This is a genomic window from Bradyrhizobium sp. B120 (assembly GCF_049075665.1).
Lineage (GTDB): Bacteria > Pseudomonadota > Alphaproteobacteria > Rhizobiales > Xanthobacteraceae > Bradyrhizobium.
In genome coordinates this window covers 3539760-3563572 of the sequence record NZ_CP185242.1, presented here as the reverse complement: position 1 = coordinate 3563572, position 23813 = coordinate 3539760, and the positions used below count along the sequence as shown (strand labels likewise).

General features: G+C 64.0%; 10 protein-coding genes. 5 read left to right on the top strand and 5 right to left on the bottom strand.

The window, feature by feature from the left end:
- Positions 1–188 precede the first annotated feature (188 nt).
- On the top strand, positions 189–923 hold the full coding sequence (locus tag ACOIX3_RS16030) for a transglycosylase SLT domain-containing protein (RefSeq protein WP_420970795.1): 735 nt from the start codon (positions 189–191) through the stop codon (positions 921–923).
- A 113-nt stretch (positions 924–1036) separates the two neighbouring features.
- Here the strand turns inward: ACOIX3_RS16030 and ACOIX3_RS16025 are convergent, their stop codons facing one another.
- Together ACOIX3_RS16025 and ACOIX3_RS16020 are read right to left on the bottom strand one after the other, a co-directional pair.
- Positions 1037–12766: a hypothetical protein gene (locus ACOIX3_RS16025; RefSeq protein WP_420970794.1), complete on the bottom strand. Its 11730-nt coding sequence runs from the start codon at positions 12764–12766 to the stop codon at positions 1037–1039.
- 355 nt (positions 12767–13121) lie between these two features.
- Positions 13122–13787, bottom strand: coding sequence for an invasion associated locus B family protein (locus ACOIX3_RS16020; protein ID WP_420970793.1), 666 nt, complete (start codon positions 13785–13787; stop codon positions 13122–13124).
- Between the two features lie 352 nt (positions 13788–14139).
- On the opposite strand from ACOIX3_RS16020, the gene ACOIX3_RS16015 reads away from it, so the two are divergent.
- A complete protein-coding gene (locus tag ACOIX3_RS16015) occupies positions 14140–14319 on the top strand; it encodes a hypothetical protein (protein WP_342722695.1) in 180 nt (59 codons plus the stop codon).
- Positions 14320–14724: 405 nt separating this feature from the next.
- Here the strand turns inward: ACOIX3_RS16015 and ACOIX3_RS16010 are convergent, their stop codons facing one another.
- The 3 genes from ACOIX3_RS16010 to ACOIX3_RS16000 form a co-directional block, all read right to left on the bottom strand.
- Complete coding sequence (locus tag ACOIX3_RS16010; protein ID WP_420970792.1) at positions 14725–15204, bottom strand: Crp/Fnr family transcriptional regulator; 480 nt, start codon at positions 15202–15204, stop codon at positions 14725–14727.
- Between the two features lie 953 nt (positions 15205–16157).
- Complete coding sequence (locus ACOIX3_RS16005) at positions 16158–16388, bottom strand: hypothetical protein (RefSeq protein ID WP_420970791.1); 231 nt, start codon at positions 16386–16388, stop codon at positions 16158–16160.
- Between the two features lie 376 nt (positions 16389–16764).
- Positions 16765–17292: a hypothetical protein gene (locus ACOIX3_RS16000; RefSeq protein WP_420970790.1), complete on the bottom strand. Its 528-nt coding sequence runs from the start codon at positions 17290–17292 to the stop codon at positions 16765–16767.
- 106 nt (positions 17293–17398) lie between these two features.
- Here ACOIX3_RS16000 and ACOIX3_RS15995 point away from each other — a divergent pair, with 106 nt between their 5' ends.
- From ACOIX3_RS15995 to ACOIX3_RS15985, 3 genes are read left to right on the top strand one after another with little or no spacing between them, the layout of a single operon-like run.
- Positions 17399–18709, top strand: coding sequence for an NHLP bacteriocin system secretion protein (locus ACOIX3_RS15995; protein WP_420970789.1), 1311 nt, complete (start codon positions 17399–17401; stop codon positions 18707–18709).
- Positions 18702–20903: an NHLP family bacteriocin export ABC transporter peptidase/permease/ATPase subunit gene (locus ACOIX3_RS15990; RefSeq protein WP_420970788.1), complete on the top strand. Its 2202-nt coding sequence runs from the start codon at positions 18702–18704 to the stop codon at positions 20901–20903. The genes ACOIX3_RS15995 and ACOIX3_RS15990 overlap by 8 nt, the downstream gene beginning before the upstream one ends.
- Positions 20900–23788 carry an NHLP bacteriocin export ABC transporter permease/ATPase subunit gene (locus tag ACOIX3_RS15985; RefSeq protein WP_420970787.1) on the top strand — a complete coding sequence of 963 codons (2889 nt, stop codon included), beginning with the start codon at positions 20900–20902 and terminating at the stop codon, positions 23786–23788. The genes ACOIX3_RS15990 and ACOIX3_RS15985 overlap by 4 nt, the downstream gene beginning before the upstream one ends.
- Positions 23789–23813: the final 25 nt, after the last annotated feature.

Genomic DNA, 23813 nt, shown 5'->3' with positions numbered 1-23813 from the left:
AGGCAAATCCGAGACGGCAGCTCCTCGCCGCATTCGACCGTTCCGCTCCTGCTGCGTGAAGTTCCTTAAAGGCTGACGATCCCGTGTCCTCGTTGCCCGTCACCAAACCAATCGCTCGCAAGAGGCGCGCTCGGCAAGGCTGGACCCCAGCCATTCGGCTGGCCTGCAGCCGACCCGCCGCGCGAAAGATGTGGCGGAAGCTTGAAGCGATGCCGGCCGCGATGCGGGCTGCGGTCGTCAGTGCGGTGCTTGTCGCGCTCCTTCCGCTGGCCAACGTCTCCTATCAGATCGTCCGCAAGCCAACCGAGCTGTTCTTTTTCGTCGGCACGGCGCTGGACAAGGAGCCGGCAGACACGTGGCGGCAGTACGGAGCACACTTCCGTTCCTCTTCCACCGACATCCTCGCACCCGAGCTCCTGGCCGCGCTGGCCCAGACCGAGAGCTCCGGCAATCCGGTGGCGCGCACCTATTGGCGCTGGCGACTGACCTGGAATCCGCTCGCGATATACAAGCCCGCCTCGAGCGCCGTCGGCCTGTATCAGATGACAGACCCGGCGTTCGCGGAGGCGAATAGCTATTGCGTTCGCCAGCATGCGGTCGTCACCACGGACTGCTGGTTCAATGGCCTCTATGTTCGCACGCTGCCGGGTCACGCCACGGAGCTCGCAGCGATATACCTGGACCGCAACGTCGCCAGGGTTCTCGCTGCCACACCCGAGAACGCCGCCAGTCCTCGGCAGAAGCAGGATCTCGCCGCGCTCATCCATCTCTGCGGCACCGGCCCCGGACGGGCCTTCGTGCGCCGCGGTTTCCGATCTGCCCCGGGCGAACGATGCGGCGACCACCTCGTCGCGGCATACATTGCGAAGGTCAACGAGATGAAACGTCAATTTCAGAAGCTTGCGGCAAACGATGGGAGTTGAGCCAGAGGTGGCATGCCGCGCACGAGCGCCTCGCCGCAAACTCCGCACCCGCGATAGGGCTTGGAAACCAATAGGGGCTGGAAGGCGTCACAAAGCTCCCGCAGAACGGCTCATCACCAGGAGACCTTGGCTCCGATGAAGCCCGCGATGCTCGGCGTCCGGTACAGGTCTGCTCTCACATCGGCCGACACCGAGACGTTCCGATCGAGCGCGACCTTCGCGCCGAGATTGATGCGAGCCAGATCAGTCGGAGCCAGCGCACCATCGATGACGAAGTCAAATCCCGGCGCCGCGATGAACGACGGGTTCACGGTCCGGTGCGGCAGGAATTCGTGAACCCAGGTGGAACGCGCCCAAGCGTAGAGCGAGCCGCCATTCGCCAGCAACTGGGTGGTATCGAGCTGTGCGCCGATGAAGGTCGGGACGGAGTTGACGTTACGGCTCGCGAACGACAGGCCAATGAAACTCGGCGCACCGTTGTTGTTCTCGGTGAAGCCATTCATCCAGTACGACGTGAAATTCAGGCCGGCCAGCGGCGTCACATTGTAGTCGCCGAAGCGGTACTTGTAGCCGCCCTCGAACATGCCGCTGATGGAGTAGCTGTTGAAGGTCCCGAGCAGATGTTCGGCAAATCCCGGAATTGCCGCAACTGACGACCCGAATAGCGGCGGCAACACCGTGCCCGGGATAGCTGCGAAGCGGCTCTCGGTATTGGTGAAGTATTCCAGGCCGAGCGAGCCCATGACATAGGCGTTGTCGAAGCGCTTCGCAGCATAGCCTGCGATGTGGCTGCCCTCGACGCTGTCATTGGTATCGCGCCCGGGTATCTTGACCCACGCCTTGCCATATCCGACCGCGACACCTGCCATCAGGGTCGGATCGAACTGATAGTCGAGACCGCTGGTGAATCCACCGCCCGCCGATGACGTAGCGGCCGTACCGATCGTCGGATTGCCCGAATAGCGCCAGTCGCCTCCGTTCAGCGTCGTCCAGATTCGCCAGGTCCGCTGGCCCGGAGATTTCGCGTAGTTCGGGAAGCCGTTGCCGGGCGCCGCCGCGTAGCTCATCCGACCCCCGTCATAGAAGGTCAGGCTGTTGGCATCGTTCCGGTCATTGTCGAACATCCAGAACCGGGCCTGGCTCAGGATCGACGAGTGGAACATGTCGTTGGCCGAGATCGCGGTCTGCTCGACTGCGGCCACGCCTTCGCCCGACAACGTGTCGTACACCGCACCCAGCACGTCCACGGTCGGCTGATAGAACAATGCCGCCGCGATCGGACGGAAGGTCTGTACATGCGCTGTCTGGATCGCGTTGACTGCGTTGCCGACAGAATGCTGATTCTGGGTCAAGCCGGAGGGCGAGTAGTCAATCGAGTATTTCAGATCAATATCAGTCGCATTCGGATAGACCAGCGAGTACTGCGCAACAGCGGTCTGTTGAGCCTGCGCAACCAGGTTTGGATGGGTCTCGCCCCCGGCAGCCGAAACGATCGTCAGTGTATTGGTGCCCGGTGTCGCGTCACCCGCATTGCCGATATTGACCACGACAGCGCCAGAGACATTCGCCGTTCCCGTCGCGTTCAGCCGATCCGCGGTGGCAGACTTCAGATCCAGATCGACGCCGAAATACCCGCAGGTGCTGGTCGGCAGGCCGAAGGCACCGCAGGAACCAGCTGTGGTCTGCACGAAGTTTCCGTTCAGGTTGGTGGTCAAGACGTTGAACAAGGCGCCCGGCGAGAGCAGGCCTTCGTTGGTCAGGACGTTGCCGGCCGCAGGTCCGCCGAGATTGATCACGGCACCGGCGTCGAACACACCGGCCATCAGCGACGGGCTGTTGTTGTAGGGCTTGTTGTCGATCGAGTTCGTGCCGGTACCGAGGTCGATCGATCCGATCATGTGACCGAAACTCGTGATCGCCTCGTTGCCGATCCCGCCCCTCACCGCGGTGCCGTTGATACCAGCCATCGTCGCAAGCAGTGCGAAGTTCGTCAGCGTATTGTTTGCGCCGCCGACAAAGGTCACCGCGTTGGTCGTCGTTGCACCGTCGCCGCTGCCGAGCACGGACTGAGCGGTGCCGAGCCCGGCGTTGCCGAGCGTGATGCCGATGTTGCCGCCGACACCCAGAGCGTTGACCGACTGTGCGTAGATCGCGGTCGAACCGGCACCGGTCACGACAACATTCGCTTGTGCGTTGATGGTCACCGCGCCCGCGACGCCTGCCCCACCGACGCTGCCGGCGAACGGTCCGCTCGAGCCGGGCGCATTTGCGAACGCGCCGCCACCGACGATGCCGCCGCCGCCCGCAATCGACTGCGCGATGATGCCGTGTGCACCGGCGCCGGTCGTCGTGATCGCGCCATTCGTGGTCACGCTGACGTTGCCGCCATTGCCGCCACCGCCGCCCGCGCCGCCGGTGACTGCCGAAGCGGTCGCTGTGCCATCCGAGCCAAAGGCCATCTGCAAACCGCCGCCGCCGCCGATCGACTGCGCGACGACAGCGTGGGCGCCGTTGCCGGTCGTTGAGACCAGTTGCGTGGCGATCGTGACCGCGCCGCCATCGCCCGCCGCGCCGCCACCGGCGCCGATCTTGACGCCTCCCGACGAGCCAACGCCGAAGGCTTCGGCGACGCCGCCGCCGCCGCCGATCGACTGCCCGAGCACACCGATCGCCCCCGTGCCGGTCGTGAACACCGAGCCGCCTGCGCCCATATTGACCGCGTCGCCCTTGCCGCCGGCGCCGCCGCTCGCACCGATGACGAAGCTCGAGACCGCGGGGTTCTGGCTGCCGCCGCTCCAGAAGCCGGCAAAGCCACCGCCGCCACCGATCGACTGGCCGAGCAAGCCGACTGAACCGACACCGCTCGTCGAGACAGTCTGCGTCGCGTTGGAGGTCACCGATTGAGCAAGACCGCCCGCGCCGCCGAGGCCGCCCACAGCGAAGCTGACGCCGTTGGCGCCCACGCTGGTGCCGGTTGGTGTCGTGAAGCCAACATAGCCGCCGCCACCACCGATCGACTGCGCCATCAGGCCGGCGGCGAGCGCACCCGACGTTGCGACAGCCCCCGTGAAGCTCGGCAGATTGACCGTCCCGCCATTGCCGACGGCGCCTTCCGAACCTCCCGCCGTAAGGGCAATCCCCAGCGGCGTTCCAGTCACCACGCCGAATGCCAGGACCGCGTTGCCGCCGCCACCGCCGATCGACTGCACCACCGCGCCGGCCGCCAGATTGCCCGAGGTCATGATGTTCCCGGTATTACTGAATGCGACCGCGGCACCCGAGCCGCCATTGGTGCTGGTCCCGCCGGCGATCGCCTTGAGCGCACCGACACCGGTACCAACGGAAATATCTCCGGTGGCGCCGTCCGCGCCGCCGCCACCGCCGACCGACTGACCGATCAGACCAATTGCGCCTTCGCCTGTCGTCGTCGTTGGATTGGCATTGGTGGTGGTCAGAAGATTGCCGTTGCCGCTGATGCCGCCCGTGGCGCCGACCATCGCGGTGATGCCACCGCCCATCGTCGTCAGCGGATCCGGCACCGAGATCGCACCATTGCCGCCGCCGCCGCCGATCGATTGTGCCAGCATGCCGTAGGACAGCGCGCCCGAGGTGAGCAGCACACCGCCGCTGACGTCGACGATCACCTTGCCCTTGGCGCCACCCGCTCCGTTCGAAGAGCCGCCGACATTTACTTCTGCGCCAAGCGCGCCGCCGTTCTGTGCCGAGATCGCCCAGGCCGAGTTGCCGCCGCCACCCCCAATCGATTGTGCCAGCACGCTGACCGAATCGTCGGCCAGTGTCTGGATGCTGCCTGTGCTCTTGACGGTTACATCGCCGCCGTCGCCACCGTTACCACCATGGCCGCCGACATTGTTCGACATCTGGCCGCCGCCACCGCCGGTGAGGCTGAGCGCGCCGGCAAATCCGCCCGAACCGCCACCGCCGCCGATCGATTGCGCGAGCACGCCGACCGAGCCTGCGCCCTTGACGACGATGATGCCGGTGTTGGTGACCGTGACCGCGCCGCCATTGCCGCCGTTGCCTCCGCCGCCACCAACGTTCGACACCATGCCACCCGAGCCGCTCGCGAGTGTGCCGGCCACAGTGAAGCCGCCATTACCGCCGCCACCACCGACCGACTGCGCATAGATGCCGTAGGACAGCTTGCCTTCGGTCACGATCTGACCCGAATTGGTCACCGACACGAGATCGGCCGAGCCTCCGCCACCGCCACCACCGCCGATGCTTGTGGTCGTGCTGTTGCCGCCCGATCCCGAGGCGGCCAGCGAGAAGCCGCCATTACCGCCGCCGCCGCCGATCGACTGCGCGAGCACACCGATCGAGCGATCGTTCGTGGTGTGGATCAGACCGGTGTTATCGACCGTGACCTGGCCACCATTGCCGGCACCGGCGCCCGAGCCACCGACCGTGTTGGTGAGAGTCGATCCATTGCCGACGTTGAACGCGCCGGCGAAACCGCCCGAACCACCGCCCCCGCCCACCGATTGCGCAAAGACGCCAATCGATGCGGCGCCGTTGGTAATGATCTGACCGTCATTGGTGACCTTCACCGCGCTGGCGAGGCCGCCGCCACCGCCCGCGCCGCCACCGACGGTCGAACTCGCGTCGCCGCCGAGATTGAGCGTGCCGTCGACTGCAAATCCGCCGTTGCCGCCACCACCGCCGATCGACTGTGCCTGGATGCCGTGGGCCATCGCACCGTCAGTGAAGATGAGCCCGGTCGACGTGTTGGTGACGGTGACGTCAAGACCGATGCCTCCGCCGCCACCTGAACCGCCGACGGAGGAGCTGGCCGACTTCGCCTGCGAGACGCCCCCGCCGATCGCAAAACCGCCATTACCGCCGCCGCCGCCAACCGATTGCGCAAAGATGCCGGTCGCGCTGGTGCCGGTGGTCGCGATCTGCGCGGTGTTTGTGACGTTCACCGAGTTGCCAGCACCGCCGCCGGCGCCTGAACCGCCGAGCGTGCTGCCGAGGCTCGCACCGCTAGCGCTGACGCTGGCGCCGATCGCGAAGCCGCCGGCGCCGCCGCCGCCACCGACCGACTGCGCGAAGATGCCGAGCGCGCCTTTTCCGGTCGTGCCAATATTGGCGTCGTTGGTGACGGTGACGACACCGGCGCCGCCAGCCGCCCCTCCGGCTCCGCCGCCGACCTTCGCATTCGAGTCGTTGTTCAGCGAGGCCGCGGCACCGATCGAAAACGCGCCGTTGCCGCCGCCACCGCCGATCGATTGCGCCTCGATGCCGTAGGAGTACATGCCCGACGTCATGATGACGCCGCCTGCGTGGTTGTTCACGGTGACGTCGCCGCCGATGCCGGCCGTGCCGCCATTGCCGCCAACGCTCTGGCTGCCGGCATTCGCGGTCGATCCCGCCGCCGAGATTCCGAACGCGCCGCTGCCGCCGCCGCCGCCGATCGACTGTGCCAGGATGCCGATCGAGCTGTCCTGCTTGGTCACGATCCTAGCGGAGTTCTCGACCGTCACCAGCATGGCGTTGCCGCCGCCGGCGCCATTGCCGCCGACCGAGTTGTCGAGCGCGGAGCCGTTGGCGCTGACCGAAGCGCTGACCGAGAAGCCGCCGGAGCCGCCGCCGCCGCCGATCGATTCCGCGAAGATGCCGTGCGCGTTGAAGCCGTCGGTGGTGATGGTGTCGAAATTCTTGACGGTAACCGTGCCGCCGGTGCTGCCGGCGCCTGCGCCGCCGCCACCAACGGTGGATTGAGCATCGCCATTCAACGACAGGCCGGCGCCAATCGAGAAGCCGCCATTACCGCCGCCGCCGCCGATCGATTGGGCTTCGATGCCATGGGCAAACGCGCCCTTGGTGTCGATCGTGCCCCCAACATTGTTGTCGACTTCGACGGCCATCGCGAGGCCCGCTGAACCGCCTTGGCCGCCGACGCCCTGGTTCACGCCCTTGGCTGACGAGGCCGCAGCCCCCAGGGAGAACCCGCCATTGCCGCCGCCGCCACCAATCGACTGTGCGACGATGCCGCCGGCATTTGCGCCATTCGCCGACAATGCGGCGCTGTTCGTGACCGTGACGGTGTTAGCGTCCGCACCGCTGCCGCCATTGCCGCCCGTCGTGTTGTTGATCGCCTTGCCGTTCGAGCTGACCGACACGCCACCGGCGAAACCGCCGGTGCCGCCGCCGCCACCGATCGACTGCGCCAGAATAGCGATCGTGCCGTCACGCGGACCCAGCGTGCCGACGGAGATCGCCCCGGAATTCGTCACGGTCACACTGCCCGCCTTCTGGCCGGTGCCTGCGCCGCCGCCCGTCGTGCTCGCCGCCGAGTCGGTTCCAACAGAGAGGGAGCCGCTCACCGCAAAACCGCCATTGCCACCGCCGCCGCCGATCGACTGAGCGAGAATGCCGTGAGACAGCAAGCCAGTCGTGATGATCTGTGCGGCATTGGTGACCGTGACATCCTTGCCCATGCCACCGTTGCCGCCCGAACCGCCAACGGTGTTGGTCGAGCTTTTGTCGCTCGAGCTGAACGCGGTGCCGACACTGAAGCCGCCATTGCCGCCGCCACCGCCGATCGATTGCGCGGTGATGCCGGCCGCGTTGTCGCCGAGTGTCAGGATGAGCGATCCGGAGCCGTTCAGCCCCGATTGAACCGTGACCGTTCCGCCGTCCGAACCAGGGCCGCCCTTGCCGCCCATGGTGTTGGTGGTGCCATCGCCGCCGAGACCAAGCGCAATACCACCGGAGAAGCCGCCGCTGCCGCCACCGCCGCCGATCGACTGCGCGACGATGCCGCCGGAGCCATTGCCGGTGGTGAGTATGCTGCCATCCGACTTGACGAGGACGTTGCCTGCCGCATTGCCGCCGCCGCCATCGCCGCCCGTCGCGTTGGTCACGCCGGCGCCATTGGTCGAGAGCGATCCCGCGATCGCAAACCCGCCATTGCCACCGCCGCCCCCGATCGACTGTGCGAGAATGCCAAATGACAGATCGCCGCCGGTGGTGATGTTCCCGACATTGGTGACGTGAACGTCGCCGCTGGTATTGTTGCTGGCGCCGCCCTTGCCTCCGATCGCCTGTGCCGATCCCTTCGAGTCCGACACGGTCGCCGTCGCAGCAATCGCGAAGCCGCCATTGCCGCCACCACCACCGATCGACTGCGCAACGATGCCGCTGGAATTCCGGCCTGCAGTGCTGATAGCACCGTGGCTGGTGACATCGACCATCAGGATGCCGGCCGTGCCGGAGCTGCCACCCGCGCCACCGCTGCCGCCGACCGTGTTGTCGGCGGCGTCTGAGCCCGCCGACAGACTGACGCCGATCGAAAAGCCGCCATTGCCGCCGCCGCCGCCGATCGACTGCGCCAGGATGCCGACCGAATTGTCCTTCTCGGTTTTCACCGAAAGGCCGGTCAGGTCGGTCCCCGACGTCTGTTGCGTCGTGACCGTAACCTTGCTCGAATTGTTCCCGGTGCCACCATTGCCGCCGACTGAGTTCAGGTCAGTCGAACCGCTGTAAGACAGCGATGCACCGATCGCGAAGCCGCCGTTGCCGCCGCCGCCACCCAGGGACTGCGCGAAGATACCGGTCGATTCACTGCCCTGCGTGTGCACCTCGCCAATGCTGGTGACCGTCACCGTGCCGCCGGTGCCTCCAGTGCCGCCAGTGCCACCCTTGGACTTGCCGACCGAGTTGTAGTCCATGGTCGCCGAAGCGGCCAAGGAGAAGCCGCCATTGCCGCCACCGCCGCCGACCGACTGGGCATAGATGCCCATCGAGCTGTCTTTCGTGGTCGTGATGTTGCCTGTGCTCGTCACATCGACCGCGCCACCGGAATTACATTGTCCCCCTCCGGTGCACGAGCCGCCGTTGCCGCCGACCGCGCTCGCGATCGCAGCACCGCTGGCGAGTGCCAACGAGCCGGAGAAACCGCCATTGCCGCCAGAGCCGCCGATCGACTGCGCGAGAATACCATCCGAGCTCGGCCCCGACGTGAAGATGTCGCCGGTGCTTCCGACGTGAACGGCGCCCGCCTTCGAGCCGGCGCCGCCGTCGCCACCGAACGCAAACGACGCCGAGCCGCCGCTGCTCACCGTGAGCGTGCCGCTGACGGCGAAGCCGCCATTGCCGCCACCGCCGCCGATCGATTGTGCGAGAATGCCTGCGGACTGCGCACCGCCGGTGGTGATATTGCCGATCGAGTCGATGCTGGCGAGACCTGCGGTGCCGCCGCTGCCGCCAGCGCCACCGAACGCGAGCGAGAGCGCGCCATTTTCAGAGCCGGAGGCCGCAATCGCGAAGCCGCCATTGCCGCCACCGCCGCCGATCGACTGCGCCACCAGGCCATTTGAAGAGAGACCCGACGTCGTGATCGCCCCGGTCGACGCGATCTTGGCCGTGTTGGCGTCGGAGCCAGCACCTCCGGTGCCCCCGAGGCTGATGCCGGCGCTCGCCATTCCGGACCCGGAAGCTGCGATCGCAAAGCCGGCATTGCCGCCGCCACCGCCGATCGATTGCGCGGCGATCGCATCCGAATGATCGCCATGGGTCGTGACCGCGCCATAGCTCGTGACCGTGACGACATCGGAGTTACTGCCGGAGCCGCCATCGCCGCCGAGGCCGACGCTGACCGCACCATAGCCGGCACCGCCGCCCGACAACGAGAAGCCGCCATTGCCACCCTTGCCACCAACCGACTGGGCAAGGATGCCGTTCGAGTTGGCCTGCCAGGTTTCGATCGTATTGCTTGCCGTGGCAGCGCTGTTGTTGTTGACGGTCACCATGCCGCCGGCGCCGCCCGTGCCGCCGCTCGACGCGAACGAAAGATTGACGCTGGCGAGGCCCGCACCGCTGAACGCACCGGCAAATCCGCCATTGCCGCCGCCCCCACCGATCGACTGCGCGAGGATGCCGTTCGATCCGGCGCCGGCGCCGCCAGAGACGCCAGTCGAGATGTTGCCGATGCTGGTCACGGTGACGGCCTTACCGTCAGCGCCATTGGCCCCGCTGCCGCTCTTGTCCAATGCAACCGCGACGCCATTGGTTGCGGCGCCTGCAATCGAGAAGCCGCCATTGCCGCCGCCGCCTCCGATCGACTGCGCGAAGATGCCGTTGGAGAGGTCGTTGGTCGTCGTAATGTTGGCCGTGCTGTAAACGGTCACCGCTGCGGCGTCGTTGCCATGACCGCCATTGCCGCCGAACGCCAATCCAACAGAGGCGAAGGTGGCACCGCCGGTCGCTGAGACCGCAAATCCGCCATCGCCACCGCCACCACCAATCGATTGCGCGAGAATGCCGTTGGAGCTCACGCCATGCGTCGTGATGCTGCCATTGGCGCCGACGAACACGTTGCCGGAGGTGCCGCCAGGTCCGCCCTTGCCGCCCAGCGCGAAAGACTCACTCCCGAACACACCCACCGAGACGGCGACTGCATATCCGCCGTTGCCGCCACCGCCGCCGATCGATTGTGCGACGATGCCCGACGAGCGGGCGCCACTGGTAGTAATGTCACTTGCCGAGATCGCACCGATAGCGTTGCAGGCTGCATTGGCGTTGACACAGACATTGTTGGCGTTGCCACCGGCGCCGCCGCTGCCGCCAATGCCATTGCCGATAAAGATGCCTGCGGAGACCGCACCGGCACCATTGCCGCCGCCGCCGCCGACCGACTGCGCCAGGATGCCGGCCGCGTCATTACCACCGGTCGTGATCGATCCGCTGTTCGTCACGGTGACGACGCCGCCGCTGCTACCGCCTGAACCGCCGGAACCACCAACCGAGAACAGCGCTGCCGCGCCGAACCCACCGTTGCCGCCGCCACCGCCGATCGATTGCGCCGTGATGCCGGTCGAGAAATCCTTCTCCGTGATGATGGTCGCCGAATTGGTGACAGTGACCGCGCTGCCGCTGACGCCCGCACCGCCCTTGCCGCCAAGCGCCGCAAGCCCGGCCGCGCCACCGCCGCTGCCACCACCGCCGCCGATGGACTGCGCGAGAATGCCTTCCGAATTGGCGCCAAAAGTATGAATCGAGCCGCTCGCAGTGACCGTGACGGCGCTGCCGATGCCGCCGCCGGCGCCATCGCCGCCCAGCGAGATCAGGCCCGCGCCGAAGCCGCCGTTGCCGCCGCCGCCTCCGATCGATTGCGCGAGAATGCCGCGCGAGAAATCGCCATGCGTCACCAGCGTGGCGTTGTTCGACCCGACGACGACCTCGCCGCCCGAACCGCCGCCGCCGCCGGCACCGCCGATCGCGAAGACACCGACCGACCCGCCGCCATTACCGCCGCCGCCGCCGATCGACTGCGCAAAGATCGCATCGGCGGCGATACAGGACGTGCAGTTCTGGGAAATGTTGGCGTTGTTATCGACCGTGACCTTCATGGCGTCGCCGGCAGCGCCGCCGCGACCACCGAGGCCCAATGCGCCAAGCGCGAAGCCGCCATCACCGCCGCCGCCGCCGATCGACTGTGCGAAGATGCCGGCCGCCGTCGTCGAGTTCGAAGCATTGGTGTAGGAGCCGGTTCCCGTCAGCATCATGGCGCCGAAATTGTGGACCTCGACCGTTCCGCCATTGTTACCACCGCCACCATTGCCGCCGCCGCCTATGAAGCCGACGCCGACGCCGCCGGTGCCGCCGCCCCCGCCGACCGACTGCGCAAAGATGCCTGTCGACTGATTTCCGATAACGGTGAGCGTGGCGCTGTTGCTGACAAAGACGTTGCCGCCGGCACCGCCGGTCGAACCGCCGCCGCCGAAGCCGACAACGCCGCCACCGTTGCCGCCCGCGCCGCCACCACCGCCGACGCTCTGCGCGTAGATCGCCGATGCACCCGTTCCATTGGTGCCGATCGATCCATTTGTTGTCGTGACGGAGACCGAACCGCCCTTACCTGCGCTCGAGGAACTGCCACCGAATGAAAGCGCACCGATCGATCCGCCGCCCGAGCCGGCAAAGCCGCCGATGCTCTGTGCGAAAATGCCGAACGCATTGTCGCCCACCGTCGTGATCGTGCCGCCGGTCGTAACCTTGACCGTCCCGCCGTCAGAGGCGGCTGCGCCCGAGCCGCCGATGCCGGCAATATTGAGACCATCCGCGGAGCCGGCCGCGCCACCGGCAGCGCCGACGCTTTGCGCCCAGATTCCGGCCGCGCCCGCGCCGTGTGTTGCGATGTCGAGCACATTATTGATCGTGACTGATTTCGGCGCTCCGCCGTTCTTGCCGTCGCCGCCGACGCCGACTGAGCCGAAGGTGTCACCATTGCCGCCTGCGCCGCCGGCACCGCCGGCGCTGAGGCCCAGGATGCCGTGGGCATTGGTGCCTACTGTCGAAATCAATCCGGCGCCGGTCGTCGTGATGGTGACATTGCCGCCGTCGCCACCCGAGCCACCATTGCCGCCGATACCGGGAACCGGCACGAGCAAGACCAACGCGCCGAAGCCGGTTCCGCCATCGCCTCCAGCTTGCCCGACGCTTTGCGCCACGATGCCGGCTGCATTTGTGCTAGTCGCCTGAAAGCCGGCCCCGGGGCCTACGAAATTCACCGCAACGTCTGGCGCACTCGATCCGCCGGAACCGTTCGTCCCGTGAATCGGCAGGCTCGTTCCGTTAGATGCTTTCCCACCGCCGACCGATATGTTGGCACTCGCGGTGCCGCCATTGGGCGCGATGTTTCCTGCGAGATTGTTGACGTCGAGCGTCGTGTTTCCGCCGGCCGGGCCGGCGCCGCCATTCGGGAAAGTCGCCGGCGCACCGGAGCAGGTGGTCGTTCCGCCAACCGGCGTATCCTGTTGGCAAGCTGCCAATGCAGGCGACGGCGCATCGATGACGGTGAAGAGCAGCAGCGCCAACGCGCACAAAATGCGCAAGGGCAAGGACCAACGGAACTTCAGTTTACGCGGCGTCGACGTCCACGGGACATGAATGCTAATATAGTTTTGCGTGGACGTACCCGCTCCCCAAACTGTTGGGTTGCGCACGTTACCCTCGAATAAAATTACCTTGGTCGTACGGTCGTGAGTGGCAAAGGCACTTTGCTATCGGCTGCGCCTTGGATACCTGCAGCCGATCATCGAAAATTAACGAAACAATTGCTACGCGCGAACCTGATAATCTGCAACTGAGCAGGTCGCAATTCGTCACGGACAGACACGTTTGGCCATCCGGTGTGGCTTTTAGGCCATTCAAGTTCCCAAAATGGATCAGCTACGGCTTCGCCATCGCGTCCAACGCTTGCGCCAGCCCGCGAAACGAGAACGGCAGTGTGAGGTCACGATTGCTGCCATCCTTGAAGGCAAGACGGCCGCGGCCGGTTTGAGCGCGCCATTTCACAAGAATGTCGTCACGCGTCTCGGTATCGGCGAAACAGCCGGACGGCAGGCAACGCCGATATGTGAGGTCCACCGCCTTGTCTTTTTCGTCGACCGACATCTGAACGGGCCCGGCGAACGTCACATTGTTCGGTAGCAGGACCACGATCCTCATTCCGGCAGATGGATTGCCGGGCGGACGACCGAATGCGATCTCGGCAATCGGTCCCTGCCCCTGGACCTGCAAGGTCTGCGCAACCTCGCAATTCGTCGTGCTGCCGCTATCGATGCGGCTACAGCGCATCACCCAATCGCCGAAAGTTGCGGTCGTATTCTGCGGCAGCGAACTCACGGGTGAAGCTTCGCTCGGAGTTGGCTGCGGTGAAGCAGCCGGGGCCCCGGGAACTGCCGAAGGTTGCGCCGGCGGCCGCGGCGCAGCCGGTCGCGTGGGCTGCGGCAGTGCGGGAGCCTGGGCGCGAGTTTGTTGGGCGGCACTCAATTGCGCTGCGACCGCCAGGAGCGCGGCAAACAGAATGACGCGCATTGCTGGAAACGAACGCATCCAAGCTCCCCATTAAAAATTATCGACCAATGCAGAAAATCTACATGCGGGCGGCGTGACGTAAACAAAGAAATCGCAGCCAGCGAGTAGCGGAGCGTCGAAACGATCGACGGCCCGCTCGGCGGCAAGCCGGACTGCCAAGCTCGTCCAACATGGTCCGGCAGTCGTCTGCCCTACCTGCCGCGTACCTTTTGCCATGCCCGAGGCGCGGCAAATAGGGCACTCACTCTGCCGCGAAACCAGCAGGCGCTGGCTTGGTCAATTGTGACGCACGTCACAGTGACCGTCGCTTGGAGTTCGTATCTTTCCCACACCGGTCGCAATGGAGCCGCCGGCAACAGAGGGAAGGCAGATGAAGATGACGAGCATTCGTGAGCTGTCGGCCGACGAACTGGGAGTCGTTTCGGGCGGCAAGCCGACCAGCCCGGTCAGTGTTCCTGCAAATGCGTTCGACAAGCTGCTGGCGGCGATCGACAAGAATCTCGCGATGGTAAAGCAGCTACAGCCCGGCGGTTACCTTCCGCCCGGCTAAGGTAACGAGCCACATTGTGGCCCCCATGCCCATGGTTACAGTGGTTACGTTACGGTTCGGTTCTCTAGAGAACCGATATCGACGTAACCACCCGTGCCTCCTCCGCGGCTTGTGCCGTGGAGTAATTGGCTCGCAAGGCTTGGCACACTCTGCCAGCACCCCGTCGAGAACTATTTTCTCTAGACGCGGGACCGAGGATCGCAACCGCATTGCGTGAAGCGGGCTTGCCAGAGTAGTCGCAAAATGGACGGTGTGAACCGCCTTGGGAGGATGTCGTTACTGTAGCGGCGGTTCGCCTTTTCGGCTCGGCGCGTCCTTGCGCTCTTTGGAGCGCGGGACACTTGCAGGCGCTTGGAAGCAACAATGTCAAAACTTTCGGGCCTGATCAAATCTCAAGACAACAAGCTATTGCTCCGCCTGATGCACCAACAGCTCGGCAATCCGATCATCGGCGCGGCGGAGCCTCCGACAAAGCTCGCGGCTGATATTCTGTATCACGAGGACATAGGCGTGGATGTCTGCCTTGCAGTACATGTAAAGGTTTCGCGCCGTGAGCTCATACAGGACAGTTGGGCTTTGCGCGACGACGGAAGCCGAACGATTCTGCATTTCGATGAGCGTCATCTCGCCAAAGAAATCGCCGGGCTCAAGACTTGCCATCCGAATTGAGCGCCCCGCACGCCCAAGCTTGCTTACCATGAGCTCGCCGGAGTGAACAACAAACATTGAACGCCCCGGCTCTCCTTCGGCCACGATCATCGCGCCGACGTCGAAACGGCGCTCGACAAGCATTGAGATCAACAGATCGAGGCTCGGATCTGACAGCCCTCCGAAAAAAGGCGTGGCAAGCAGGAAAGCTTTCAATTCGGGAGAGTTGACAGCCATCGCGCTACTATACTGCTACTCCCGGTAGCAGCAAGCCCAGCGGCTCGAGTGAGCACGGCGTCCGCGGGTTCAGACGAAGCGAAAACTTAGCCAGCGCGATCGCGCGGGCCCGCTTCGCTGTCCCGGTTCATGCCCGACTACAGAGCCGGCCTCGTTGGGGACGCCGGCTCTGATATGCACCTGCTCGTTGATTACACCGGAAACGGTCCGAACGGACCACTCGTAGGAAAGGTCGGTCCAGTGCCGGTCGGCAGCCGCGGACCACGCCCGAGCGTCGGAGAAACATAGATCACGCCTCCATGACCGTCCGAAACCGGAATTCCAAAGCAACCGCCGGTCACGGTTTCAAATTCCTCATCGGACAACGGACGGACCGTCTGATGCTCATTCTGGTATGCACTCATCATCGTCATCTCCATCTGTCTACGGTGAACGGATGATCCTTGCCATCCAGGTGCAGCTTGCCGCATCGACGACCAGCTCGCTGTGACCTTGATCACGCAGCCTGCACGGGCGATGCTGACCCGCACTTTCAGCGGTATCGTCGATGCTGTTGCCGATTGAGGTGCAGCGGTGAACGATCGACTTGCCGCACTAGCACGGAAAAAAAATGCGAGGTCCTCGTTTCTGGACCTCGCATCGATTGATCCCTTTCCGCTAGCCCAAGGCACGAGCCAGGCTTGAGCTAGCTCCGAATGGGTCCTCCCGACGAGGTGGGAATGTGAAGTTGGCCCAAAAGCCAATTTATGAAATCGGAAACAGCCGAGCCGCCGGTTCCGCCATTATTGCGGCTTCCACCGCACGCGGAATCGAGCTCGTCTCGAGTCAACTCACGAATTTTCTGCATGGTACGCTCCTCTCATCTGTTGGGCTTCTGCCTGCTGAGCTCCTGCCCGCCGCCAAAGCGAAACCCGTGATGCGGGCCCGGGTCTCGCTTTGGTCGGACGGGGTGCTCAGAAGATCTGGCTGATGCAGTACCCGATCCCAGCGAGAAGCCCGCCGCCAATGGCACCGGGTAGGGCGCCGATGCCGCCAACCGCCGCGCCACCCATGCCGCCCGTCACTCCTCCGCCCAAAAGCGACTTGGCGAAATCTCCCCAGCTCCACTTGCCGCCGGCCACCGCGTCGAGTTCGTCGATGGAAAGCTCGCGGGTGGCTGCATTGTCGTTCACGTTACGTGTCATCTCAGTCCTCCTTGCTGTGTTCATGGTGCGGGACCATCCCGTAACCAGTGTGCAGCATGTCTCTGCTGCCCGGAGGCTTCCGTGAGGATTGTCACTTCGCTGAACCCCACTGCAATCAAGCCGGCAGTTCTGAGCCGAGCGGGCTCCAGGGGGCGAAGCAAACGTCGCGCATCAAACCCGGCCCGTCATCGCGCGCAATCGCGCCCCGTGAGGCAGATCACGCCCGATCTGAATGGCAGATCTATTTTGCTACGCGGAGTTCACGAAGGGACGGTCCGTCCCGGACATCTGGCGGAAAACACGAAGGAGCGCGCACATGCGGGACCACGGCCCCGCCGGCAGATCCCGCCTTCGGCGTCAGCAAATGCGTGGCGCGTTACAGGCGACCGCGAATGGAGTTCAGGATTCCGGTCGTCGTGTCGATGACTCTCAACGCCTCCTGCGCCTTTCCAAACCCGACCGGATTCTTGTTACATTGCTCGGACAACTGAACCAGCCGCTTTCTCTCGCCGGTCAGAATGACGTTGGTTTTATCGACCGCAAACTTGATGACACCTCTCAACGGACTGTCGTCGCCGACGTCGGTCAAATCCTTCTCCATCGTGATCAGATATTCGTAACTGGCGAGTTCGTCGGAAATCTGCAGAAGCTCGCGGATCGTGGAGTTGACACAGACGATGTCCCCGTTCGGTACGTCCGAGCGCTTGACGGTCTCGACGAGATCACTCATCAGATTCGCAAACAACGGCTTCAAGCTTTCCGCCTGCTTGCGATCGCTCTCGGAAAGGACCCCGGCCCGTGAGCCAGGGGACCATAGCAAACCCAGCGCTACACTCGTCACGAGCACGGCCTGCTGCGCGTGCGCTGCAAACAACCGCGTTGCCCTGCCGCTCAGCGTGCGCATTCGAGCCTCGGCACCGATTTCGCGCCGGCCGTTGTTGTGACCACGTCTGATCTATGCGAAGATGCCGGCATATTCATTCAATCAATTCAGTCCTTTGCGTGCTGATATGACGACCTCGGAAACGCTCGGACAACCGGAGAATAGGAGTGCAACCTCCGAGCCGCAACGGGCATTTCGGGCGACGGCACTCGACCACGCGGCCTCGCCTGAACAGCTTGATCAGCTCGTCGTCATCACCAGGCCTGCGGACTGGATTATCACGGTCGTTTTCCTCGTTGCGGTGGTGGCCGCGGTCGTGTGGGGCATTTTCGGGCGCGTGCCCACCCGCGTCTCCGGCGAGGGAATCCTGATCAGCAATGGTGGCAAGGTGGTCGACGCGGTCTCGGCCGCTGCTGGCCGGCTGCAGTCCGTTGCCGTCACGGTCGGCGACCACGTCGACCTTGGTCAGCCGATCGCTCAGATCGTTCAAACTGACATTGAGCAGAAGCACAAGGCGGCGGTCGAAGTATTCCGCGAGCGCCAGCGCGAATATACCGACCTCAAGTCGAAGGTCGCAGCCGAGCTCACCGCCAAGAGCCAGAATTTCGAGAAACTCGAAGCCGCACTCGAGCAAGTCATCAAGGCGACCGGCCAGCGCGTCGATTATCTGTCGGTCGATGTCAAGAACCTCGAAGGGCTGCTCGCGAAGGGTTACACGACGCGACGCAGTCTGGAGGACCGGCGCCAGGAACTGAGCGATGCGCAGCAACGCCGCCTCGACGCGCAGAATGAGATTCTCAAGCTCAGGGCGCAGAAGACGGACCTGGAGACACAGCGCGAACGCGACATTCAGCAATCCGAATTCACCCTGAACGAAGCGCGCCGGCAGGTGAATGCGGCCGCGGAGCAGTTGAGCCAGAATACGCAAGTCCTCAGTCCGATGGAAGGCCGTGTCCTCGAAGTGAAGATCTCTCCCGGTTCGGTACTCTCGGTCGGGATGCCCGTGGTCCAGATCGAAAGCGAAGGCGGCAAGCTCCAGGCCATCGTCTATATCCCGGCTGAACATGGCAAGCAGATCAAGCCGGGAATGCAGGTTCATCTCGAGCCTAGCATGGTCAAACGCGAAGAGTTTGGCATGATGCTGGGCACGGTCTTGAGAGTCTCTGACTTCCCGATGACGCCTCAGGGCATCAGCGCGGCGCTGCACAATGAAAGCCTGGTGTCCCGCTTCTCCCACAACGGCGCGCCATATGTCGCTGAGGTGGCTCTTCAGGAGGATGACTCCACCGCGACGGGCTATCGCTGGGCCGTGGGTAATGGGCCTACCACTCATTTGACGAGCGGAACCCTGGCGCGCGCGGAAATCACAACTCGGCGGCAACGGCCGCTCGATCTGGTGATCCCCTTGATCAGGCACGTCACGGGAATTGATGGATAAGTCCCCTCCCACGTCGGAAAACACGCGGCACGGTCGCCTATCGGGACTGCTGCGCAAGCAGGTGAAGCGGACCCCCGTCGTCCTGCAGATGGAGGCGGTCGAATGCGGCGCTGCGGCGCTCGCGATCATTCTCGCCTATCACGGCGCCTGGATTCCCCTGGAGCAACTCCGCATTGCCTGCGGCGTATCGCGCGACGGAAGCAAGGCCAGCAATATTGTCAGGGCGGCGCGGCGCTATGGCCTTATTGCAAGGGGGTATAGCGTCGAGCCGCCCGCCCTGGCCGAGCTTCCGACGCCCTGCATCATCCACTGGAACTTCAATCATTTTGTGGTCCTGGAGGGCATCAAGGGCCGGCATGCCTATATCAACGATCCTGCGAGCGGCCGCAGACGCATCAGCTTGGCCGAGCTCGATCTTGCCTTCACCGGGGTGGTGCTGGTCTTCGAGCGCGGTGAAGAGTTCAAAATGGTCGGCAGCAAGCCCAACGGGATCGGGCTGCTGTTGCAAGAGTTGCGTCATTCAAGAGCGGCGGTTGTCCTGCTGGTGATCGTGAGTATCGTGCTCGTCGTTCCCAATATCCTTGCCGCAGGCTTTTCCAAGATTTTTGTCGACGACATTCTGGTCCAGCACAACAATGGCTGGCTCATGCCGCTCCTGATCGGAATGGCGCTAACGGCGGCCTGTCGCGCGGTGATGGTCGCGGTTCGTCAGTCCGTGTTGTTACGGTTGCAGGCCAAGCTCTCTGTTGTCATGACCAGCCGCTTCCTCTGGCGTGTGATGGCGCTGCCGCTGGAATTCTTTACCCAGCGTCATGCCGGGGACGTCGCCAGCCGCGTCGCGTCAAACGAGCAAATCGCGCGCCTCTTGTCCGGCGGCATTGCGATGAACGCACTCAGCTTGACGTCGGTGCTTCTATTTGCCGGCGCGATGGCGGTCTATGACGTCAGCCTGACGGTGCTGTGCATCGCGATCGCCTTCCTGAACCTTCTCCTGCTTCGTCTAATTGGGACACGACGGCAGGAGCTCAGCTACCGGCTCACGGTTGAACGGGGCAAGCTTCTGGGTGCCACGGTGGGCCTGGTGCGCACCATCGAAACCATCAAGGCGAGCGGCCTCGAGGATGATGCGTTTGGCAAATGGGCGGGCCTTCAGGCCAACAATCTCAACGCCGAACAGAGGCTCGGTGCATCGGCCATCCTCTTGGACATGATGCCGACGCTGCTCTCCGGGTTGATGGTCGCCGCGATCCTGGGGCTCGGTGGTTTGAGGGTTATCGAAGGCTCGCTGACGCTTGGCAGCCTGGTTGCATTCCAATCCCTCGCAGCGAACTTCTCGGAACCATTCGAGAATCTCGTCAACTATTTCGGCGGCCTGCAGACCATCAAGGGAGCGCTCGAGCGGCTCGAGGATATTCGCAAATACCCACTCCGGCCCACGCCGCTCGGCAACGTCATCGATAATGTTCCACCAAAGCTTGCCGGCAGGGTCGAGCTTCGCAACATCAGCTTCGGCTATTCGGTTCTGGAACCGCCACTGCTGGCCGATCTGTCGCTGGCGATCCCTGCGGGATCGCGCGTGGCGCTTGTCGGCGTATCCGGTAGCGGAAAATCGACGCTCGGCAGATTGATCTGCGGGCTGTACGAGCCGTGGGCGGGAGAAATTCTCTTCGATCAATGGAAGCTGGCGGACCTTCCACCCCAGGAATTCGCAAATTCCGTCTCCTATGTAGATCAGGACATATTTCTGTTCGAGGGGACCGCGCGCGACAATCTGACCCTTTGGGATTCGACGGTGGATGAGCGCGACTTGACCGCCGCTGCGCGGGATGCGTTGATCCATCACGACTTGGCAACGCGCCCCGGAAACTACGACTGCCACATCAATGAGGGCGGAGGAAATTTCAGCGGAGGGCAACGCCAGCGTATCGAGATCGCCCGGGCCTTGGTCTGCAATCCGTCGATTCTCGTCCTGGACGAAGCAATGGCCGCCCTCGATCCGATCACGGAAAAGGTCATCGACGACAACCTGCGGCGCCGAGGCTGCACCTGCATCATCATCGCACATCGCCTGAGCACGGTGCGCGATTGCGACGAAATCATCGTGCTGGAGCATGGGCGGATCGTGGAACGCGGCACCCACGAACAGCTTGTCGCGCTCCAGGGCGCCTACGCAAGGCTGGTGACAAGCGAATGAATAACCCCGACACCAGGAATGAGGTTGTGACCGCGAGGCCAACTGCGGCCCCCGCCGCTCGCCGCGCGGCGATCGATCCGCGGCATCCCATTCTCCTCAACGAGCGCGACCAGGCACTGGAGGTGAGCGCCGGTCATGTCGATATCTTCGCCGTGGAGACAGACGGCGTCCGACATCACCTGCTTCGATGTGAAATTGGTGAAGTCTTACTGGACCTGCACACGGCGTGTGAACGGTCAGCGATACGGCTGCAGATCGTCGCAGTCGGGGGCCCTGACGCGGAAATCACCACGATCCCGCGAAACGAGATCGCCACGGATCGCATGTCCGGCTGGATCGCCCGGCTGTCCTCGCTCGCGGCCGGCTCGGCCCGATCGGACGACGCTTCCGAACTGATCGGTGGCGAAGCGAGAGAACTGCATCCGGGCGAACGTTGCCGCGGCCCGAGGCGAAGCATCGTGTGGGCCCGCATCGAAGCAGGAAGCGCAAAGATATTGGATCTCGACCTCGAGCTCGCGGCCGGAGGTCCCTTCATTCCGCTCACTGCGGAGGTCTGGCTGGAAGCCGGCGAAAGTGGCGCCATGATCATGGCGGAGCCGACCGCGCCTGAATTGCCTCTGGTCTGGTCGGCCCTCGACCGCTTCCATGTCGCGATTGCCGCCAGTCTGGAGCGGCGGCTTCGACATGAAAGGTCGTCTGAACGGCAGCAACTCGCCCGGCGAGCCGAACTGATCCGTGCGCGGACGCTGGATGCCCTTGAGCGTCTGTCCGAAGTTGTCACCGCACCAACCGGTCGGGCGCGGGTCGAGCTGGATGCCAGCGACCCCCTGCTCGCCAGTTGCCGCCTCGTTGCAGACGCATCGGGAAGCTCCATCATTCATGCGAGCCGAACGCATCCCGCAGGCCAGAATTTCAGCGACATCCTACGGATCGCGCGCGCATCGCGGTTACGAATTCGCCGCGTCCAGCTGCGCGATCGCTGGTGGAGCTCCGATGCCGGCCCCCTGCTGGGGTGGCATGGGCCCGAAAGCGACCCGGTCGCTCTGATCCGTGACCGGCGCGGCGGTTACAAGATGATCGATCCGAAGCGGAGATGGCGGCAGCCGGTCAGTAGCTCGATTGCAAACGCTCTCGCGCCGGAAGCCGTCAGCTTCTACAAGGCCCTGCCCGCGCACCCGCTTCGCTATCGTGATCTGCTGTCATTCGCGGCCGGAGGCCTGTCCGCCAGCATGGTCCGCATGGCCCTCGCGATCATTGCCATCGGGTTGCTATCGCTGATACCGCCGCTGCTGACGAATCTGCTGGTCAATTCCGTGATTCCCCGCACAGAGATCGACCAGCTCGTCGTTTGCGCGGCAGCGCTCTCTGTCACCGCGATCGCGATAGCCGGACTGCAGGGAATGCAGGGACTGGTCACGCTCAGGCTCGAAGGCCTTCTCGATTACAAGCTCCAGGCCGCCCTCATCGATCGACTGCTTAGGTTACCGGCGTCGCTGTTTCGCAACTATACGACCGGGGATCTGGTCGACCGTTCGATGGGCATTGAGGCGATGCGCCAGATCGTTACCGGACGGACCTTACGCGGCTTCACATCGGCCCTGTTCGGAATGTTCAGTATTGGGCTGATGCTCTACTATGACCTCAGGCTCGGCAGCATCGCGCTCCTGCTGATCGCGCTCCGGGCGACCGCAATCGTCGCGACCAGCGCCGTGCGAATCCACTACGAAAGCAAGCACTTCAATCTGCAAGGCAAGGTCAGCGGTTTTGTGCTGCAACTGATCGCTGGCGTCAGCAAGCTTCGCGTGGCAAACGCCGCAAATCGCGCACTGGCGCGATGGTCGGGACAGTTCGCCGTTCAGAAGCGCTACTTCATCGCCTCGCAGCTAGCAGCCAACGTTCTGGTCGTGTTCGAGACGGCCTTCCCTCTTCTGGCCGCGTTGATCATTTTTGCGGTCGCCTCGCGCACCAACAGTCAGCTCCTGGCCAATCTCGGCGCCTTTCTCGGTTTCCTCTCCGCGTTCGGACAGACCACGGCAGCGATCGGCAACTTTGCCTCGAGCATGAGCGAATCGCTGGTGGTCATCCCCCATCTCACCAGGATGAAGCCGATTCTCTCCACTGCCCCCGAGATCGCCGAAGATCGGCGGCCCGCAGGCGAGCTGATAGGCGAGATCGAGTTTTCCGGCGTCACCTTCCGCTATATCGAGGCTGGACCTACGGTTCTTGATAACATTACCTTGCGTGTTTCGAGGGGAGAGTATGTGGCAATTGTCGGCCCTTCGGGCAGCGGAAAATCATCGCTGTTGCGATTGCTGCTGGATTTCGAACGACCGGAAGCCGGGACGATCTTCTATGACGGCAAGGCGCTGAACACGATTGAGACCAACGACGTGCGCCGCCAGCTCGGCGTTGTGCTGCAAGACACCAAGCTGGCAACGGGCAGTCTATACGAAAACATTTGCGGCGGCGTCGACCTGACGCTGGACAAAGCCTGGGAGGCCGCGCGGCTCGCGGCGCTCGATGCCGATATTCGGCAGATGCCGATGGGTATGCACACGCTCGTTGCGGAAGGCATCAATACGCTCTCGGGTGGACAGCGCCAGAGGGTCCTCATCGCCCGCGCGCTGGCACGTTCGCCACGCATCCTGCTTTTTGACGAAGCAACGAGCGCGCTCGACAACCAGACCCAGGCGATCGTCGGAGCCTCGCTGGAGCGGCTGAATGTCACGCGGATTGTTATTGCTCATCGGCTGAGCACAATCCGCCACGCGGATAGGATCGTGATGCTGGTCGGTGGCAAGATCGTGCAATCGGGAAGCTATGACGAGCTGACGAGTGGCACCGGCCCATTTGCAGAGTTCGCGCGGAGACAGCTTGTGGTCTAGCCAATTGGCCGATCGGCCTGCTTAC

Excerpts from the sequence above, each read along its gene's own strand:
- ACOIX3_RS16030 (WP_420970795.1), top strand. The coding sequence starts at position 189 with ATGTGGCGGAAGCTTGAAGCGATGCCGGCCGCGATGCGGGCTGCGGTC.
- ACOIX3_RS16020 (WP_420970793.1), bottom strand. The coding sequence starts at position 13,787 with ATGCGTTCGTTTCCAGCAATGCGCGTCATTCTGTTTGCCGCGCTCCTG.
- ACOIX3_RS16015 (WP_342722695.1), top strand. The coding sequence starts at position 14,140 with ATGAAGATGACGAGCATTCGTGAGCTGTCGGCCGACGAACTGGGAGTC.
- ACOIX3_RS16010 (WP_420970792.1), bottom strand. The coding sequence starts at position 15,204 with ATGGCTGTCAACTCTCCCGAATTGAAAGCTTTCCTGCTTGCCACGCCT.
- ACOIX3_RS16005 (WP_420970791.1), bottom strand. The coding sequence starts at position 16,388 with ATGACACGTAACGTGAACGACAATGCAGCCACCCGCGAGCTTTCCATC.
- ACOIX3_RS16000 (WP_420970790.1), bottom strand. The coding sequence starts at position 17,292 with ATGCGCACGCTGAGCGGCAGGGCAACGCGGTTGTTTGCAGCGCACGCG.
- ACOIX3_RS15995 (WP_420970789.1), top strand. The coding sequence starts at position 17,399 with ATGACGACCTCGGAAACGCTCGGACAACCGGAGAATAGGAGTGCAACC.
- ACOIX3_RS15990 (WP_420970788.1), top strand. The coding sequence starts at position 18,702 with ATGGATAAGTCCCCTCCCACGTCGGAAAACACGCGGCACGGTCGCCTA.
- ACOIX3_RS15985 (WP_420970787.1), top strand. The coding sequence starts at position 20,900 with ATGAATAACCCCGACACCAGGAATGAGGTTGTGACCGCGAGGCCAACT.